This is a genomic window from Flagellimonas aurea (assembly GCF_017313785.1).
GTDB lineage: Bacteria > Bacteroidota > Bacteroidia > Flavobacteriales > Flavobacteriaceae > Flagellimonas > Flagellimonas aurea.
On record NZ_JAFLNL010000001.1, the window covers coordinates 633,683 to 650,811 of the forward strand.

17 protein-coding genes are annotated in these 17,129 nt (G+C 43.3%); 5 read left to right on the forward strand and 12 right to left on the reverse strand.

Annotation, left to right across the window (positions count from 1 at the left end; translation table 11 throughout):
• Positions 1-8 precede the first annotated feature (8 nt).
• The 9 genes from J0656_RS02815 to hemA all read right to left on the reverse strand — a co-directional run bounded on the left by J0656_RS02815 (position 9) and on the right by hemA (position 8,470).
• On the reverse strand, positions 9-1,316 hold the full coding sequence (locus J0656_RS02815; protein ID WP_207031352.1) for a serine hydrolase domain-containing protein: 1,308 nt from the start codon (positions 1,314-1,316) through the stop codon (positions 9-11).
• Between the two features lie 13 nt (positions 1,317-1,329).
• On the reverse strand, positions 1,330-2,319 hold the full coding sequence (hemB, locus tag J0656_RS02820) for a porphobilinogen synthase (RefSeq protein WP_207031355.1): 990 nt from the start codon (positions 2,317-2,319) through the stop codon (positions 1,330-1,332).
• A gap of 23 nt (positions 2,320-2,342) precedes the next feature.
• Positions 2,343-3,131, reverse strand: a complete 789-nt coding sequence (locus tag J0656_RS02825) for a PhzF family protein (RefSeq protein WP_207031357.1) — start codon at positions 3,129-3,131, stop codon at positions 2,343-2,345.
• A 28-nt stretch (positions 3,132-3,159) separates the two neighbouring features.
• Positions 3,160-4,062 carry an oxygen-dependent coproporphyrinogen oxidase gene (gene hemF / locus J0656_RS02830; protein ID WP_207031359.1) on the reverse strand — a complete coding sequence of 301 codons (903 nt, stop codon included), beginning with the start codon at positions 4,060-4,062 and terminating at the stop codon, positions 3,160-3,162.
• 2 nt (positions 4,063-4,064) lie between these two features.
• Positions 4,065-4,550: a DUF6973 domain-containing protein gene (locus tag J0656_RS02835; protein ID WP_207031361.1), complete on the reverse strand. Its 486-nt coding sequence runs from the start codon at positions 4,548-4,550 to the stop codon at positions 4,065-4,067.
• Positions 4,547-5,572 carry a uroporphyrinogen decarboxylase gene (gene hemE / locus J0656_RS02840; protein WP_207031363.1) on the reverse strand — a complete coding sequence of 342 codons (1,026 nt, stop codon included), beginning with the start codon at positions 5,570-5,572 and terminating at the stop codon, positions 4,547-4,549. The genes J0656_RS02835 and hemE overlap by 4 nt, the downstream gene beginning before the upstream one ends.
• A gap of 69 nt (positions 5,573-5,641) precedes the next feature.
• The gene (locus J0656_RS02845) at positions 5,642-6,313 is read right to left on the reverse strand and encodes a uroporphyrinogen-III synthase (protein ID WP_207031365.1); all 672 of its coding nucleotides are present in this window, start codon (positions 6,311-6,313) and stop codon (positions 5,642-5,644) included.
• On the reverse strand, positions 6,291-7,217 hold the full coding sequence (gene hemC, locus J0656_RS02850; RefSeq protein ID WP_207031367.1) for a hydroxymethylbilane synthase: 927 nt from the start codon (positions 7,215-7,217) through the stop codon (positions 6,291-6,293). Before hemC ends, J0656_RS02845 begins: the two co-directional genes overlap by 23 nt.
• Entirely contained in the window at positions 7,214-8,470 is a 1,257-nt protein-coding gene (hemA, locus tag J0656_RS02855; RefSeq protein WP_207031368.1) for a glutamyl-tRNA reductase, read from the reverse strand. Before hemA ends, hemC begins: the two co-directional genes overlap by 4 nt.
• Positions 8,471-8,680: 210 nt before the next feature.
• Here hemA and J0656_RS02860 point away from each other — a divergent pair, with 210 nt between their 5' ends.
• Together J0656_RS02860 and J0656_RS02865 are read left to right on the forward strand one after the other, a co-directional pair.
• A complete protein-coding gene (locus J0656_RS02860; protein ID WP_207031369.1) occupies positions 8,681-9,559 on the forward strand; it encodes an AraC family transcriptional regulator in 879 nt (292 codons plus the stop codon).
• Positions 9,560-9,572: 13 nt separating this feature from the next.
• Complete coding sequence (locus J0656_RS02865) at positions 9,573-10,331, forward strand: ThuA domain-containing protein (protein WP_207031370.1); 759 nt, start codon at positions 9,573-9,575, stop codon at positions 10,329-10,331.
• Here J0656_RS02865 and J0656_RS02870 read toward each other — a convergent pair.
• From J0656_RS02870 to J0656_RS02880, 3 genes are all read right to left on the reverse strand, one after another.
• The gene (locus J0656_RS02870) at positions 10,317-11,141 is read right to left on the reverse strand and encodes an N-acetylmuramoyl-L-alanine amidase-like domain-containing protein (protein WP_237688821.1); all 825 of its coding nucleotides are present in this window, start codon (positions 11,139-11,141) and stop codon (positions 10,317-10,319) included. The genes J0656_RS02865 and J0656_RS02870 overlap by 15 nt on opposite strands.
• 25 nt (positions 11,142-11,166) lie before the next feature.
• A complete protein-coding gene (locus J0656_RS02875; RefSeq protein ID WP_207031371.1) occupies positions 11,167-12,516 on the reverse strand; it encodes a hypothetical protein in 1,350 nt (449 codons plus the stop codon).
• Between the two features lie 85 nt (positions 12,517-12,601).
• A complete protein-coding gene (locus tag J0656_RS02880) occupies positions 12,602-13,675 on the reverse strand; it encodes a mechanosensitive ion channel family protein (RefSeq protein ID WP_207031372.1) in 1,074 nt (357 codons plus the stop codon).
• A 146-nt stretch (positions 13,676-13,821) separates the two neighbouring features.
• On the opposite strand from J0656_RS02880, the gene hemH reads away from it, so the two are divergent.
• From hemH to J0656_RS02895, 3 genes are read left to right on the forward strand one after another with little or no spacing between them, the layout of a single operon-like run.
• Entirely contained in the window at positions 13,822-14,868 is a 1,047-nt protein-coding gene (gene hemH / locus J0656_RS02885; RefSeq protein WP_207031373.1) for a ferrochelatase, read from the forward strand.
• A 34-nt stretch (positions 14,869-14,902) separates the two neighbouring features.
• A complete protein-coding gene (locus tag J0656_RS02890; protein ID WP_207031374.1) occupies positions 14,903-15,694 on the forward strand; it encodes a DUF3050 domain-containing protein in 792 nt (263 codons plus the stop codon).
• A gap of 47 nt (positions 15,695-15,741) precedes the next feature.
• Positions 15,742-17,118: an MATE family efflux transporter gene (locus tag J0656_RS02895; RefSeq protein ID WP_207031375.1), complete on the forward strand. Its 1,377-nt coding sequence runs from the start codon at positions 15,742-15,744 to the stop codon at positions 17,116-17,118.
• The last annotated feature ends 11 nt before the right edge of the window (positions 17,119-17,129 follow it).

Below are 17,129 nucleotides of genomic sequence, written 5' to 3' on the forward strand. Positions count from 1 at the left end.
AATAGGAATTAATTTTGAATGTTTAATGCTTCCGCTTTGTAAAAAACATCCTGAAGGGCCTGTCGAATATCCAAACTATAGAGTTTTCTGTGGTCGCGCGAAGGATATACCCGATTGGATAGGAAAATAAACGTCAAATTTTTTACGGGGTCTGCCCAAACAAAGGTGCCTGTAAACCCAGAATGCCCAAAACTTTCGGGTGAAGCCAAAGGGGAGGGGTACGCTTCTTCCAAAGGGAGTTCCGAATTGTTCAAAAGAGGTTTGTCAAAACCTAATCCTCTATAATTTTCATTTTCAGGATATTGGACCGTTGTAAATTCCTTTACGGTTTCAGCTGAAATGAGTTGTTTGCCGTCGACGCTCCCATAATTTTGATAGAAAAGCATCAGTTTGGCCAAGTCATCTGCCGTACCGAATAATCCCGCATTGCCCGAAACACCTCCTTTGAGGGATGCATTTTCATCGTGCACCCATCCTTTGACCAAGGTTTTCCTGAAGAGTGAATCCACTTCGGTAGGGACAATGGCATTTACGTAGTTGTTTTCCTTGGGAAGATATCCGAGGGTATGGCAACCTAAAGGTTGATAGAAGTTTTCATCCAAATAGGTTTGATAATCCATTCCTGTGAGTTGCTCTATCAAACTGGGAAAAATAAGAAACGTAAGCCCTGAATATTTGTATTTCTTTTCATCCGAAACTTTGGACCGATCGATGATTCGGTTCATTTTCCTTTCAAAACGATCGTTGATGTAAAGCCCATCATACACTTGTCCTTGAAATCGTTTATCCGATGCATTGTGGACAAATCTGCTTTTGATCTTGCCGTTCTTTCGAAGTACTTTTTGTAAAAATACGATGTAGGGCACCAAACCAGCTTGATGCGCCAAAATCTCCCGAAGGGTAAGGTCTTTTTTGTCTTTTCGATGCTGCCAAGGTTCCCAATAGGTACTAAAAGGTTTGTCCAGATCAAGTTTGCCCTCGTCCACCAACTTCATCAAAGCGGGAAGCGGCCCTGATATTTTCGTTACGGAGGCCAAATCATACATATCGTTCAACGCGACGGGTTGAATGTTGTCGTAGGTGTGGAAACCGTATGCTTTATGGAAAATAACGGTATCGTTCTTGGCTACCAATAGCTGTGCTCCTGGAAATGCCAGACTATCGATGCCCATTTCCATAATGGAATCCACTTTTTGGTCGATGAAAGCTTCGTCGAACCCTAAATTGGAGGGAAGGGCATGGATGAGCTCTCGTTGGGCAAACCCCGAAGGCATCACTAAAGTGATGAAGAAAAATGAAACTGCTAGTTTTTTCATTCTGGTTTAAGGTTTATCCCAAAGTACGGATAAAATCTTTCGCAAAATAACTGGCAATAATATCAGCGCCAGCTCTCTTAATGGCGGTCAATTGTTCCAACATTACGGCATCGTGGTCCAACCAACCTTTTTCGGCAGCAGCTTTGACCATCGCATACTCGCCAGAAACTTGATATACGGCAATGGGTACTTCGACCTCATTTTTGATTTCCCGAACAATGTCCAAATAGCACAATCCAGGTTTAACCATCACAATATCGGCCCCTTCGTCAATATCCATTTGGGTTTCCTTGATGGCTTCATACCGATTGGCATAATCCATTTGATATGTTTTTTTGTCCTTGGGCACATTGGCAATATCAACAGGTGCAGAATCCAGGGCATCACGGAAGGGTCCATAAAGTGCACTGGCATACTTGGCGGAATAGGCCATAATTCCCGTGTTGATGAATCCTTCATCTTCCAAAGTTTCGCGAATGGTCAATATTCTGCCGTCCATCATATCGCTGGGCGCTACAAAATCGGCTCCTGCCTTGGCGTGGGATACGCTCATTTCTGCCAGTACTTCCGCGGTTTCATCGTTCAGGATTTGCCCTTCGGCCACAATGCCATCATGGCCATAGGAAGAAAATGGATCAAGCGCCACATCGGTCATCACCAACATCTGTGGACAGGCATTTTTTACGGTTTTTATAGCGCGCTGCATCAACCCATTGGGATTGAGTGCCTCGGTTCCCTTATTGTCCTTGAGTTTGTCATCGACCTTCACAAAAAGAAGTACGGAACACAATCCCATTTTCCATAGTTCTTTCACTTCTTTTTCTAAATGGTCCAAACTCAACCTAAAGTAGTTGGGCATCGATGGAATTTCTTCTTTGATTCCCTTTCCTTCGGTCACAAACAAGGGTACCAAAAAGTCGTCTGGGGCCAAGGTGGTTTCCCGAACCAATCTTCTGATGGATTCGGATGCGCGGAGTCTTCGGTTTCGTATGAGTGGGTACATGGTTTTAGTTTTTAGTTGTTTTCTCAGATATCAATCTCTCCAGTTAAATAAAGCACGGCCTTACCCGAAATTTTAACGCGTTCGCCCAAATATTCGCAGACCAAATCGCCTCCACGCTTGGAAAGTTGTTTGGCCGACATTTTGGTTTTGTCCAAAACCTCGGCCCAATACGGCGATAATGAGGTGTGGGCGGAACCTGTAACGGGGTCTTCGGGAATACCACAGGCCGGAGCAAAAAAACGCGAAACAAAATCCACTTCGTCCCCTGGTGCGGTAACGATAACCCCGCGAATATCCAATTGCGCCAACAAATGATGGTTGGGTTCAATGGCCTCTATTTCTTTTTGGGAGCGGTAGACCATCATATAGTCTGTTTTGCCCTTCAAGGTTTTTAGTGGAACTTGACCGATAGCGTTGTCCAACTCCTCAATATTCTGAATGGCAATGAGGTTGTCCGAAGGGAAATCCATGGTCAACCAACCATTGTTTGCTTTGTTTACGGTCAAATTTCCGCTTCGCCCTGAATAAAACTGAACGGTATTTTTTTTAAGTTCGTAAAAGTGGAACAGTACAAAAGCGGTTGCCAAAGTAGCATGTCCGCATAGGTCCACTTCCACTTCGGCGGTGAACCATCGTATCTCGTAAAGCTCGTCCTTTTTGACGGCAAAGGCGGTTTCGGCCAAGTTGTTCTCCTGTGCAATTTTTTGCATCAACTCTGGATTCAGCCATGAATCCAAAATACAGACTGCGGCAGGGTTTCCGCCAAAGGTCTGGTTGGTGAACGCGTCTATTTGATAAATTTTCTGTCTCATGGGTTCGGTTTCAGGACAAAGCTACGGATTAAACCCAATTTTTTGGGTTTTGAAGCACTGCTATCAATTTCTCTTCTTCGCTTCCTTTTTCGGGATGGTGGTCGTAACGCCATTGCACGTGAGGTGGCAGACTCATTAAAATACTCTCGATACGGCCGTTGGTTTTGAGTCCAAAAAGAGTGCCTTTGTCGTGCACCAGGTTGAATTCCACATATCGTCCCCGTCTTATTTCTTGCCAGTCGCGCTGATCTTTGGAATAGGGAAGGCCCTTTCTTTTTTCCACAATGGGTGCGTAGGCATCCAAAAAACTATCCCCTACTTCGGTCACAAAATTGTACCAATCTACCATGCTGGTTTGCTCGGTTGCTTTGCAATAATCGAAAAATAGTCCGCCTATGCCACGGGCTTCGTTTCTGTGTGAATTCCAGAAATACTCGTCGCATTTCTTTTTGTAGTTGGGGTAAAATTCTGCGTTGTGGGCATCACAAGCCTTTTTGCAAATCGTATGAAAATGGGCAGCATCCTCATCGAACAAATAATAGGGGGTAAGATCCTGTCCACCACCGAACCATTGGTCCACAATATTGCCGTTCTTGTCGTACATCTCAAAATAACGCCAATTGGCATGTACGGTGGGCACCATTGGGTTTTTGGGGTGGATGACCAAGCTCAGCCCACAGGCAAAGAAGTCGACATCTTCCACGCCAAAATAGTTTTGCATGCTTTTGGGCAATGGTCCGTGGACTCTGGAAATATTGACACCTCCTTTTTCAAAAACCGACCCGTTTTCAATCACACGTGTTCTGCCTCCTCCGCCTTCTTCGCGTTCCCAAAGGTCTTGTTGAAACTTGGCGTTTCCATCCAATTCTTCGAGTTTGGATGTAATGGTATCCTGTAATTGTTGAATGTATGCGTAAAACGTATCTTTCATTGTTATAAAATATGTACCATCCGGTTTTTATGTTCTGAAAGTGTTGATTTCTCATCAATTTTGATGGATTCCAAAGTCATTTTTCTTAATAGTTCAACGATTTCCTGTTCGGTTTTTTCTGTGTTTTTAACAAAAATGAAACGACCCACTTCATTGTTGTGCAAATCCATGGCCTTTGCCAATTGTTTGTTCGGAAATGAATCCTCGTGCCAATCGGTTACTTTTTTTGCCCAAACCAAAACAGCTTCCTCATTTCTTTGCCAGTTAAAACAACGTTTCGCAATCAAATAATTCCAAAAAGCGTGTCTAAACGCATTGGCAGGACCATTTTTATGATGCAGCTTGCCGTAGTTTTTGGTCGAAATGGCTATGCAATCCTTGGTGGCCTTAATGGTGGGCAGTATAAAGTGAGGACGACTCAAACCAAAAAATACACCTTTCAGTATATTTTTAAAATCGACCCGCTTTGCTACTGCTAAAAGGTTCACTCTTGATATTCTTTTACCGCATCAATAAATGCTTTTGCATTTTCCACAGGGATGTTCGGTAAAATCCCGTGACCCAGATTCACAATGTATTTGTCCTTGCCAAAATCACGGATCATTTGCGTGACCATTTCCTTGATTTTCTCGGGCGGCGAAAGCAAGCGCGCAGGGTCAAAATTACCCTGGAGGGTAACATTGCCACCTGTCAAGTACCTTGCATTTTGTGCCGAGCATGTCCAATCAACCCCTACGGCAGAGGCTCCCGAGTTTGCCATGTCTTTTAACGCAAACCAGCATCCTTTCCCAAAAACAATTACGGGTGCTTCGTCTTTCAATGTATCCACGATTTGCTGAATGTATTTCCAAGAAAATTCTTGATAATCTTGAGGGGATAGCATACCGCCCCAAGAATCAAAAACCTGAACGGCATTTACACCAGCCTTCACTTTGGCCTTAAGGTATGCAATGGTAGTGTCCGTTATTTTTTGAAGCAGTTCGTGCGCAGCTTTGGGCTGGGTAAAACAAAACCCTCTGGCCTTGTCAAAACTCTTGCTTCCTTGGCCTTCAACGCAGTAGCAAAGAAGCGTCCATGGCGAACCTGCAAACCCGATCAAGGGAACTTCGTTATTTAATTTTTCCTTGGTCATTGTGATGGCGTCCATCACGTAACCTAAGGTATCTTGAATATCGGGTACGATCACCTTGTCCAAATCCGCTTGCGAACGGATAGGATTGGGCAAATAGGGTCCAAAATTAGGTTTCATTTGCACCTCGATGTCCATGGCCTGAGGGATTACCAAAATATCGCTGAACAAAATGGCGGCGTCCATGCCATATCGGCGAATGGGCTGTACGGTGATTTCCGAAGCCAATTCCGGCGTCTGACAGCGGGTAAAGAAATCGTATTTTTTACGGAGCTCCATAAACTCGGGCAAATACCGCCCAGCTTGCCGCATCATCCACACGGGTGGACGTTCAACGGTTTCGCCTTTTAATGCTTTTAGGAACAAGTCGTTTTTTATCATAAATTTTAATTTGTCATTCCTGCTTAGGCAGGAGTCTTATTTAGATTGTGCGGGGGACTTCGACTACGCTCAGTCCCCCATTTTGATTGATAATTCTTTAATCGCCTGCACCAACACATTTTCCACGGTCGGTTTATTGGCTACAATAATTTGGTTTGAATGTTTTCTTGCTTCGGCAGCGGTCGTTTCCCCAATACAGAACAATGTGCTGTTCCCCAGAGTGTTTTCCAAAAGATAGCTTCGGATGCCACTTGGACTAAAAAACAGAATGCCATCAAAATCCCTTTGAAATTGCATTGGATTGAACAAAGTTCTGTAGACTTCCAATTCTTTATACTGAACGTTATTTTTTGACAAGGTATCAGGGAGTTCATCCCTTCTTTTATTGCCGCAAAGAAATAAAAATGACTCGTTTTGGTGTTTTTCGACCAAAATTTTAGCTAATTCTGATGCGTTTTCTGCCATTTCCACCACTTTTAATCCATTTTCTTTCAAAAGGGTTTTTGTCTTTTCCCCGACACAAAAGGCATTGAATTTGGACAAATCAGAATCCTTGGCCTGCTTCAAAAATGCTTTTACCGCATTTTTACTTGTAAAAATATAGTTACTGTGAGTGAATGGGATTTTTACATCCAACTGTTCAATTTTTAGGGCATCGTACTCCACCAATCCCAAACCAGAACTTAGAAAAAGCTCTTTTTGGGACGGGCTCAACATTTTAGTGGAAAGTACTGTTTTCATTTCTGATTTCTTGCATCAATTTGTCGCCTCCTTTTTGCAACACTTCTTCTGCGCTGGTCTTTCCAAGGCCTTTGGCATCCGACAGCTTTACTTCTTTTTTGATATCGATTTTCTGTTTTCCATCCAGTGAGAAAACCACGCCATCAAAATAAACCTTTTGGTCTTTTATTTGTGCCAAGGCACCTATCGGAGCGGTACAGCCACCTTCCAGTGTGCGCAAAAACTCTCGTTCTATGGTTGTGGCCAATTCGGTTTCGGGATGGTTGAGTTTGCCTGAAGCCTCTCTTGTAAATGTGTCTTCTTCTTTGGCGACGACCAGCATAGCCCCTTGGGCGGGAGCTGGGATCATCCAATCCAATTGAATGGCATCCTTGGGCAATAACTTGATACGCTCCAGTCCAGCCTGCGCAAAAATCGCACCTTGCCAATCGTTCTCAATGAGTTTTAGGAGTCGGGTGTTCACGTTTCCCCGAAGGTCCACCACTTTGTGGTTGGGGTATTTGTTCAGCCATTGGGCCTTTCGTCTCAAACTTCCCGTGGCAATGGTGGCAGGTTGATCGGTTTCCAAAAAATTGGCCCCTTTGTGCACCAAAATATCGTGAGTGATGGCGCGTTCCAAAACGGCCACCTGCACAATTCCCTTTGGTAGTTGTGTAGGTACATCTTTCATGGAATGTACCGCAATATCAATGTCTCCTTTGAGCAGGGCAACGTCCAAGGTCTTTGTGAAGATTCCTGTAACACCGAGTTCGTAAAGTGGCTTGTCCAGCACTTGATCGCCCAAAGATTTGGTCGGTACCAAAATGGTATCGTACCCAAGTGCCTCCAGCTTTTGTTGCACGGTGGTTGCTTGCCACAACGCCAATTCGCTGTCGCGTGTTCCAATGCGGATTATTTTGCTCATTTGGAGTGTAGTTCTAGCTGAAAAACTTTCTGGATAAGTTCCAGGCTATCATCGGTATCGACCTCGTTGCTCTTTAAGTGATTGGCAAACTGCTTGGTAATTTTTTGAATAATCCTGTCGGAGATGATTTCTGCCTGAATCTGGTCGAAACCTTCAATTTTTTTGGTCTGAAAATCGATTTCTTCGGTTTTCATGGTGTTCAGTTTGTCCTTAAGTGCATTGATCACAGGGGCAAACTTTCGGGTTTCCAACCATTTTAGGAAATCCTTTTTTACTTTTTCTATGATCGCTTCCGCTTTGGGAACATATTCTTTCCGTTTGGCCAAGGTCTCATCCGTAATCTGGGAAAGTTGGTCCAAATGAACCAAGGTCACATTGTCCAATTGCTTCACATCGTCCGATACATTTTTGGGAACGGACAGGTCCAATACCAACAATGGTTTTTTCGGATAGATCAACGCTTTGGAAACCGTGGGCAATTGTGCTCCCGTGGCGACAACCAAAATATCGGCCTTTCGGATTTCCGTTTGTAGATCACCGTAATCCTTTACCGTTAAATGAAATTTGCCTGCGATGTCCTCCGCCTTTTCCCGAGTTCTGTTGATCAGGGTAATATGGGAGTTGTTGGAATGCTTTACCAGGTTTTCGCAGGTATTTCTACCAATCTTACCCGTTCCGAACAACAGAATGTTCTTGTTGGAAATATCGGTTACATTGTCCAATATGTACTTCACCGAGGCGAAAGCTACGGATGTGGCACCTGAAGACAGTTCGGTTTCGTTTTTGATACGCTTGCTGGCCTGAATCACAGCATTGCACAAGCGCTCCAAGAACGGATTGGCCATATCATACTTTTTGGCACGATAAAAACCTTGCTTTATTTGGCTGATGATTTCAAAATCACCTAAAATCTGACTGTCCAGACCCGTACCTACTTTGAACATATGCGAAATGGCATCATGATTCTTGTATACATAGGCAACTTCCTGAAACTCTTCAACAGTTCCATGGGTCTCGTCGCAAAGGAGTTTGATAAGCTGGTAGGGGTGTTGTGCAAAACCGTAAAGTTCGGTTCTATTGCAGGTAGATATGGCCAAGAGCCCATCAATTCCGATTTCCTTGGCCTTGCCCAAAATATGGTCAATGGCAGGAACATCCAGACTGAACTTTCCTCTAACCTCTGCATCCGCCTTCTTGTAACTCAACCCAACGGCATAGAAGGAATTATGTTTTGAAATATGGTAGTCCCTCATAAAGGATATAAATCGCAGCACAAAAATAACAGGCTTATAGGTCAAAAAATAACGCTAGCGGTACTATAAATAACCACGGCTGTTATTTTATGATTTATTTTTGATTAAAATGACGGTACGCATTGGTATTATTGATAATTTTGATAATCAACAATACAATTTAGAGCGATTCTAAATTAAGTCAAAAGCAAAATCAGATTGAAAACCAATATGAAAAATATCGCTAGCGGTTCATATGATGAAATTTTGGTCGAAGATGGAATTTACATCCTCAAAATCCAGAACGATACCCAAGAACCAAAACTGATAGCGCGGGATATTGACAGCTCCTACATTCAATTTCACTTTTGTTTGAAGGGCAGGTCAAAGTTCAATTTTAACGAGGGCAATTACTATTTGGAGGTAAATGAAGAAAACTCCCTTTTGCTCTACAATACCCAAAAAGATTTACCGCTCGATTTAGTGGTGTCGCCAGGGTCTTGGCTGCTCTCGGTGGTCATGACCATCAGGAAATTTCACTCTTTGTTTTCCGATGAAGCGGACTACATTCCATTTTTGAGTGAGGAAAACAAGGAGAAAAAGTATTATTCCCAAGAAATAGTGTCCCCTGCCACGGCCGTTGTCCTAAGCCAATTGATGAACTATAACCTGCATCCATCCATCAAAAAACTGTATCTAAAGGGAAAGGTCTACGAGTTGATTTCCCTCTATTTCAATAAAACCGAGGACGCCGACTTGGAGCAATGCCCCTATTTGGCCGATGAGGACAATGTGCGCCGTATCAAAATGGCAAAAGAAATCATGATTTCCCGCATGGCCGAACCGCCAACCTTGGCCGAACTGTCCCAAGAAGTGGGATTGGGCCTTAAAAAATTAAAGGAAGGCTTCAAACAAATCTACGGAGACTCCGTATTTGGGTTTCTGTTCGATTACAAAATGGAATATGCCCGCAAAATGTTGGAAACCGGCAAGCACAATGTAAATGAAGTAGGATTAAAGGTTGGTTATAGCACGGCAAGTCATTTTATAGCTTCCTTTAAAAAGAAGTTCGGGACCACACCAAAAAAATACTTAACTTCAAATGTCTAAACAAACCGTATATATGAGAATTATCACACTGTCCTTACTTGCTTTTTGTTTTGTATTACAAATAGCGGCACAAGATACACCTACAACCGAAACTGAAGCTCAAAAAATGCCGGAACTGGTTTTGGTATTCACCAAAACTAAAGGTTGGCGGCATAAATCCATTGAGAAGGGAGTGCAAACCCTTAGAGAATTGGGTCGAGAGCATGGTTTTATAGTACTTCAAACAGAATCGGGAGAGGACTTCACAACCTCTGACCTTAAAAATTATAAACTCGTCGTTTTCCTGAGCACTACATTGGATGTATTGGACAATGCACAGCAAAGAGCATTTGAGTCCTATATTAAAGGCGGGGGTGCTTTTTTAGGGATTCATGCAGCGTCAGACACCGAATATGATTGGCCTTGGTACGGAAAGTTGGTAGGGGGTTATTTTGTAAGTCACCCCAGCGACCCCAACGTCCGGCAGGCAAAAATTGATGTGGTGAGCAAGGCGCATCCATCAACGGAGCACTTAAAAGATACTTGGACCAGAACCGATGAATGGTATAACTTTAAAAATCTTAACCCTGACGTTACGGTGTTGCTCAATTTGGATGAGACCACTTACGAAGGGGGCGCCAACGGATCCAATCACCCTATAGCTTGGTACCACGAGTTTGACGGCGGAAGGGCCTTTTATACTGGAGGAGGCCACACCGAGGATTCATTTGATGAACCCATGTTCCGTCAACACCTTTTGGGAGCCATTGAGTGGTGCTTAAAGCGAAAGTAGGGTTGGTCTCGCTACGATTATCCCAATATTGCTTTTGATGTTTTTGAGATAATCCGCCAAGGGCAGTTCGGATATTTCCACTTCGCCATTTTTACTAGAGGCGTGCAATAGATGCAATCGTCCGTCAGGCTGATGGATGGCAATTCCCGTGTGGGTCACATCCAATCCTTTTATAGAGGTGGCCAAAGCGATAATATCCCCCGATTTGATGAGGTGTTCCTTGCTTACGATTTGTTCCTGTGGCAAATAGCACAATTTTTCTTTGGCGATTTCTTTTTCAACCGCTACCATAGCTTCATAATTCTCGTCCCTGGCCAAAAACGGGTATAGATTTCGATGCGTACCCATAAAATTGATAGCTTTTTCAAGCTCCACTCCGCCTAGTTCGGCGGTGATATCCTTGACCAAACCCTTTCTCTCGTTGTTTCGAATCCATTCCGTAAAATAATGGAGGCGAGAGGGGTATCCTTCTAAATTACCGTTTCTATACCGAACGGTCTCTAGGTTTTCCGTGAAATTTTCAAAATCCTGCTGTTGGTTTTGGAGCATTAGGCTAAAGGCCAGTACATTTTCCACAAAAGTGGTGCAGTCCAGACCGCCAAAGTTTACCACCAAGGTTTCCGTATCGCCAACCTCAAGGGTTTTTTCCACGTAAGGCGTTCCCAAAAAGGATTGTCCAACCAAAGCTATGGTATCGCCTAGGCTCGATGCTTTTGTTTGTTCCAGCACAGATATTTTGGTCTCGAAAAGGGATTTGTCCTCTGGAGAACAGGTGATTTGTTGGGCAGAGATGGTAGATAGTATTCCCAAAGTAAGGAGTATGAAAAAACATACCTTAATGTTTAAACCTAAAATATTCATGGGACTTGTAGTACGATTTTAATTCTGGATTAATGAACTCGACCTGCAATAAATCAGGGTACGTGATGAAATCTAAATGTAATGTGGTCGCGGTCAAATTTAAATCTTCAATCTTTAAATTTGGGTAAGTTGCTTGTATTTCTTCTGGAATCTCCCCAAAAGTTCCTGAATTCCCTGGCGCAGAAATAATATTCCAATTGGTTTGAATTAAATCGACATATCTTTCACCTTCTGTAACCTCCCAGGAAACATCTTGCATTTGAAAATCCAGATTGGTTTCAAATTGATAATTGGAAATCGATTCATCTAAAACATTTATTGTCGCATCATTAGGTATGGATATTTCATTCGGCTTGTCACCAAATTTCACTAAGCTATAAGCGTAGGAGTCATTATTTAATGATAGAACACTGTGATATTTAGAATAGGCATCCAAATAGCCAAGCTTTAGTGGGTCGGTGTAACCTGAATCAACAATGTCAATAATAAAATAGAAGTGAATACCATTGGACACACTTATATTTTGATTTTCTTCAAAGGCATTTACCACAGCCAATAGATTGTGCGAAGCACCATCTTGTGGAAGGTTCACCTCAAGATAGCTATCATAGGACTGGAAATCTGAATAATTTAAAATGATTTCCTCGCCGTCAGAAATATTTTCGATTGAATAATATTTTACGTCGTTGTTGGAGTCATAGAATGAGTAGAACAGCATTTCTTCTTGATAAATAGAAATATTTTCATTGAAAATATTTTGTGTGACACCTTCAAAATCCGGGCCGTAATCCGACTGTATAAATCCTCCTCTATCTGAAAAGAACTGATATTTGGGAGATATAGCATCGTTCACCGTTATGCTTACGCTGCCAATTGTACTTCCCCTTTGAACTTCGTTGTTTGCTTTAGCATTAGGAGTATGCCTCCAATTTGATTCCGCCGATATATTTGGATAGGATTTAATTGTATGCAACATTTCTCCTTCAACTGAATTTTTGTAGTTGAATAATGTAATGGTGAAATTATCTGGTTGCGGTTCTTCTTCTGAAACCTGAAATTCAAAAATATCTCCGAATTCGAATGGCCTAAAGTCTACTAAAACCCCATTTTCATCATGGATGATAATCCAGTCATCGGTCTCACCAGTGTTGGTTAAGGCCTCAAATGTGAAATAGGTCACCATTTCTGGCTCTTGTTCGTCAGGGTTTTCAGTTGTTGGTCCTTCTCCTTCTGTAGGATTGGGATTAGGTGGTTGGGATTCGTCTTTGGAGCATCCATAACAAATAAAAAGAATGCCCAGTAACAATGGGAATAGGTTTTTCATGTGCATAGTTTAGTTGCTTTAAAGGTAAGTATCTCAATAAAATACCGTAGAAAATTCTGGCAAACAGTAAAAAACAAGGTTGAGTTTAAGCGTTGGTGTGGTTGTCATCTTTACGTTCAACCGTCAATCGGGTGGTTCTAGCAATACTTTCTGGGTAATTTTTTTGTAAAAATTCGATCAGCCTTTCTCGGACGTGTACCCGTAAATCCCATCCTGTCGGGGAATCTTTGGAACTGACCAAGCACCTGATCTCTACATAATTGGGTTTGGTGTCCGTAACCTGTACCACATCTACATTACCGTCCCACAGGTCCGTGTTGTTTAAGATACGTGTTTGTTCTTCCCTGATTTTATCAAAAGGAACATTGTAGTCCACATATAAAAATATGGTCCCCAGTAGTTCCGATGAGGTCTTGGTCCAGTTCTGGAACGGTTGGTTTATAAAGTAGGGAGTGGGAACTATCAATCGTCTTTTGTCCCAAATGCTCACCACCACATAGGTCAAAGTAATCTCCTCGATTCGCCCCCATTCGCCTTCCACGATCACTACATCATCCAGTTTTATGGGCTGGGCAATGGCAATTTGGATTCCCGCCAAAATGGTCCCTATAAATTGCTGTGCGGAAAAACCAATAATGATTCCCGCAACACCCGCAGAGGCAAAAATACTGATGCCGACTTCTCGGATTTGCTCAAAGCTCATCAACACAAACCCTGTGCCCAGCAGAATAATGATGAAAATAAAAATTCGCTCCAGAATGGTAAACTGGGTATATACCTTTCGGGCCTTAAGGTTGTCAGCCTCTCCAATATCGTAGTTTTGTATGACCGCTTTTTTTACAATTTTAAGCAAGGCGATCATGGCCCAGGCCATGGCAAAAATAAAAAGGATGGTACTCGCTTTTTTAAACCAGAATTCCGCCTCCGTCATGTTTAAGATTTCCCGTAGTGGTTTCATCCTCAGGAGGACTGAAACAAAAATGAGGAGCAGGGGCAATGCCAATCGTTTGAACGCGCTTTTTGGCAGTAGATATTTTGGGTTCTTACCGAAACGTTTCAGTATGACGGAGGTGCCCCAATAAAGAATTACGAGTACCAGCAGGGCGATGCCCAAATAGATAAGGGATTCTTTGGAAACATTGTCGTAGAAGGACTCCATATTTCAAAAATAAGACAGAAAAGCCCAAGGAAGGAAGAATGCTTCAACAAAATCGAAAATGATTATTTCATCATAAGAAAGTATTTTGATGTGGAAAAGGTGAAGTCCGCTTCGTGTTGTATTTTAGCTGCCTAAACTAAAATGTCGTGAAAAAAGGAGTTTTATTGGTCAATTTGGGATCTCCCGATAGCCCTACCGCAAAGGATGTAAAACCATATTTGGATGAATTTTTGATGGACGAACGCGTTATCGACGTCAATCCAATTTTAAGAAACATCATCGTTCGCGGAATCATTTTGAACACCCGTCCCAAAAAATCGGCAGAGGCCTATTCCAAAATTTGGTGGGAGGAAGGCTCCCCCTTGATCATCCTTTCCGAAAGATTCACGGAAAAGGTTCAAAAACATACGGGCCTTCCCGTGGCCCTTGGGATGCGTTACGGCTCTGGGTCCATTAAGGAAGGGTTACAAGAATTGAGGGAAAAAGGGGTCGATGAGGTGTTCTTGGTACCATTGTACCCGCATTATGCCATGTCGTCCTACGAAACAGTCGTTGTAAAAGCACTTGAAGTGCAACAGCAGGATTTCCCCCAGATGCACATAACTACATTGCCCGCTTTTTACAGCAATCCGGATTACATTAAAATATTATCAAAAAGTATTGCCGAAGGTTTACAGGGATTTGATTACGACCATATCCTATTTTCCTATCATGGAATTCCCGAAAGGCATATCAGAAAATCGGACCCCACCAAGTTCCATTGCCAATTGAACGGAGCTTGCTGCAAGACCAATTCTGTGGCCCATCAAACCTGCTACAGGCACCAATGTTATGATACTACCGAGCTGGTAAAAAAGGAACTTGGCCTGCCAGAGGCTAAAGTGAGCACTTCGTTCCAATCCAGATTGGGAAGCGACCCTTGGTTGCAACCCTTCACGGACAAAGAGTTTGAGCGCTTGGGGGAAGAAGGTGTCAAAAAACTGGCCGTGATCACCCCAGCATTCGTCAGTGATTGTTTGGAGACTTTGGAAGAGATCGCCATGGAGGGAAAGGAGCAGTTTCAAGAAGCAGGAGGTGGTGATTACATCCACATCCCCTGTTTGAACGACCGTGATGATTGGGCCGAATTGATGGCCAAATGGATCAAGGAATGGGAGGAAAAGGATGTTTTGCCCGAAACCAACATCCGATAAATTCCGTAAAGAAGGAGAGAACAAAATAATTGCCATGAAAATTGAGAACTTGGAGCAAGAGCTTCAACCCCTTCGGGAAAAATTAAAGAACCACCCACTGTATGCTCAATTGGAATCCGTTGAGGACATTACAACCTTTATGGAGAGCCATGTCTATGCCGTTTGGGATTTTATGTCGCTCTTAAAAGCCCTGCAGCAACATCTGACCTGTGTGAGCTTGCCTTGGCACCCCGCCGACGATACTTCGGTGGTACGGTTCATCAATGAGATTGTGCTGGAGGAGGAGAGCGATTTCAACGAGGAGGGAGAACCCAAAAGTCATTTTGAAATGTACCTCGATGCCATGCAAGAGGTGCAGGCGGACACCCAGAAGGCTGAAGCTATCATTTCGTCTTTCACTGATTTAAAAACGATTTCAAACCAAATTGAAACGGCAGAACTCAATCGGGCCGAAAAGAATTTTCTTCAATTCACTTTCGAGGTCATCAACAGTCAACGACCGCATCGTATTGCGGCTGCCTTTACCTTTGGTCGCGAAGACTTGATTCCAGATATGTTCTTGGGCATCATTGAGCAATCTGGGGAAAAAGGTGCGAGCAACTACAAAAAACTGGAATATTACCTCAAAAGACATATCGAATTGGACGGGGACGAGCACGGCCCTTTGGCATTGCGCATGATCAAGGCACTTTGCGGTACCGACGACCAAAAGTGGAACGATGTTTTACAATACAGCAAGCAAGCGCTCCAATTCCGAATTGAGCTTTGGGACAGTATTGCCGAAAAACTTAAAGAGAACAAAGGGAATTTGGTGAATGCGTTGTAGTTTTGAACCAGGATTGCCTTCATTTTAAATAAAGAATACCCGCTGGCATGGCCAAAATAACCTCCGAGGAACTTGGGCAGGAACCCATTGGAAAATTACTGATCAAACAGGCCGTACCCGCTTCTATCGGTATTTTGGTGATGTCCCTGAACGTGCTGGTGGATTCCATTTTTGTGGGCAACTGGATAGGTTCCATCGCCATTGCCGCCATCAATGTGGTATTGCCCGTATCTTTCTTTATTGCCGCTTTGGGCATGGCGATCGGTATCGGTGGTTCCAGTATCATATCAAGGGCGCTTGGGGCAAATAATCGCGATAAGGCCCTAAAAACCTTTGGCAACCAGATTACTTTGACCTTGTTGGTTACCGTCACCATGGTGGCTCTTGGCCTTTATTATGTGGATGGTTTGATTCCAGCCTTTGGCGGCAAGGGAGACATTTTTGAACCCGCCAAGGTTTACTATACCATCATTTTGTACGGAGTTCCTTTCTTGGCCCTCTGTATGATGGGAAATACCGTGATCCGTGCAGAAGGCAAGCCTCGGTTTGCTATGATCGCCATGATCATTCCGTCCGTTGGCAACCTGCTCATGGACTATATCTTTATTTATGTGTTCGATTGGGGGATGCACGGAGCCGCTTGGGCCACCACGGTGGGCTATTTGCTCTGCTTTTTTTATGTGTTTTACTTTTTTCTATCGGACAACTCCGAATTAAAAATCGATATCTCCCATTTTGGATTAGATCGACCCATTCTTCGGGAAATTGGTTCTTTGGGTTTTGTGACCTTGGCCCGACAGGCGGTTACCAGCATCACATATTTATTGATGAACAATATATTGTTCAATTTGGGTGGCGAGGCCATGGTGGCGGTATATGCCATAATCGGTAGAATGCTGATGTTCGCCCTGTTCCCCGTTTTTGGTGTCACCCAAGGATTTTTGCCCATCGCAGGCTATAATTATGGGGCTTTGAAATACGATCGGGTAAAGGAATCCATTTACACTGCCATTAAATACGCAGCTTTGGTGGCAACCCTTGTTTTTGTGGTGTTGATGGTTTTTCCTTCGGAGATAGCCTCCCTGTTTTTGAGCAATCGCCCTGAGCTGTCCCCAGAGGAAATAGAGACCAATAATTTTGTGCTCCAACATACGCCCTTGGCCATGCGATTGGTTTTTGCCGCAACGCCGATCATTGCCATACAGTTGATAGGTGCCGCTTATTTTCAGGCCATTGGCAAGGCCATTCCTGCTTTGTTGCTGACTTTGACGCGTCAAGGCTTCTTTTTTATCCCGTTGATTTTGATTCTTCCCAATTTCATGGGAGAAATAGGGGTGTGGCTATCCTTTTGTATTGCCGATGTGCTTTCAACGGTCGTCACAGGATTTTTTCTTCAGAAAGAAATCAGGTCCGAACTATCCTAAATACTTCCAGT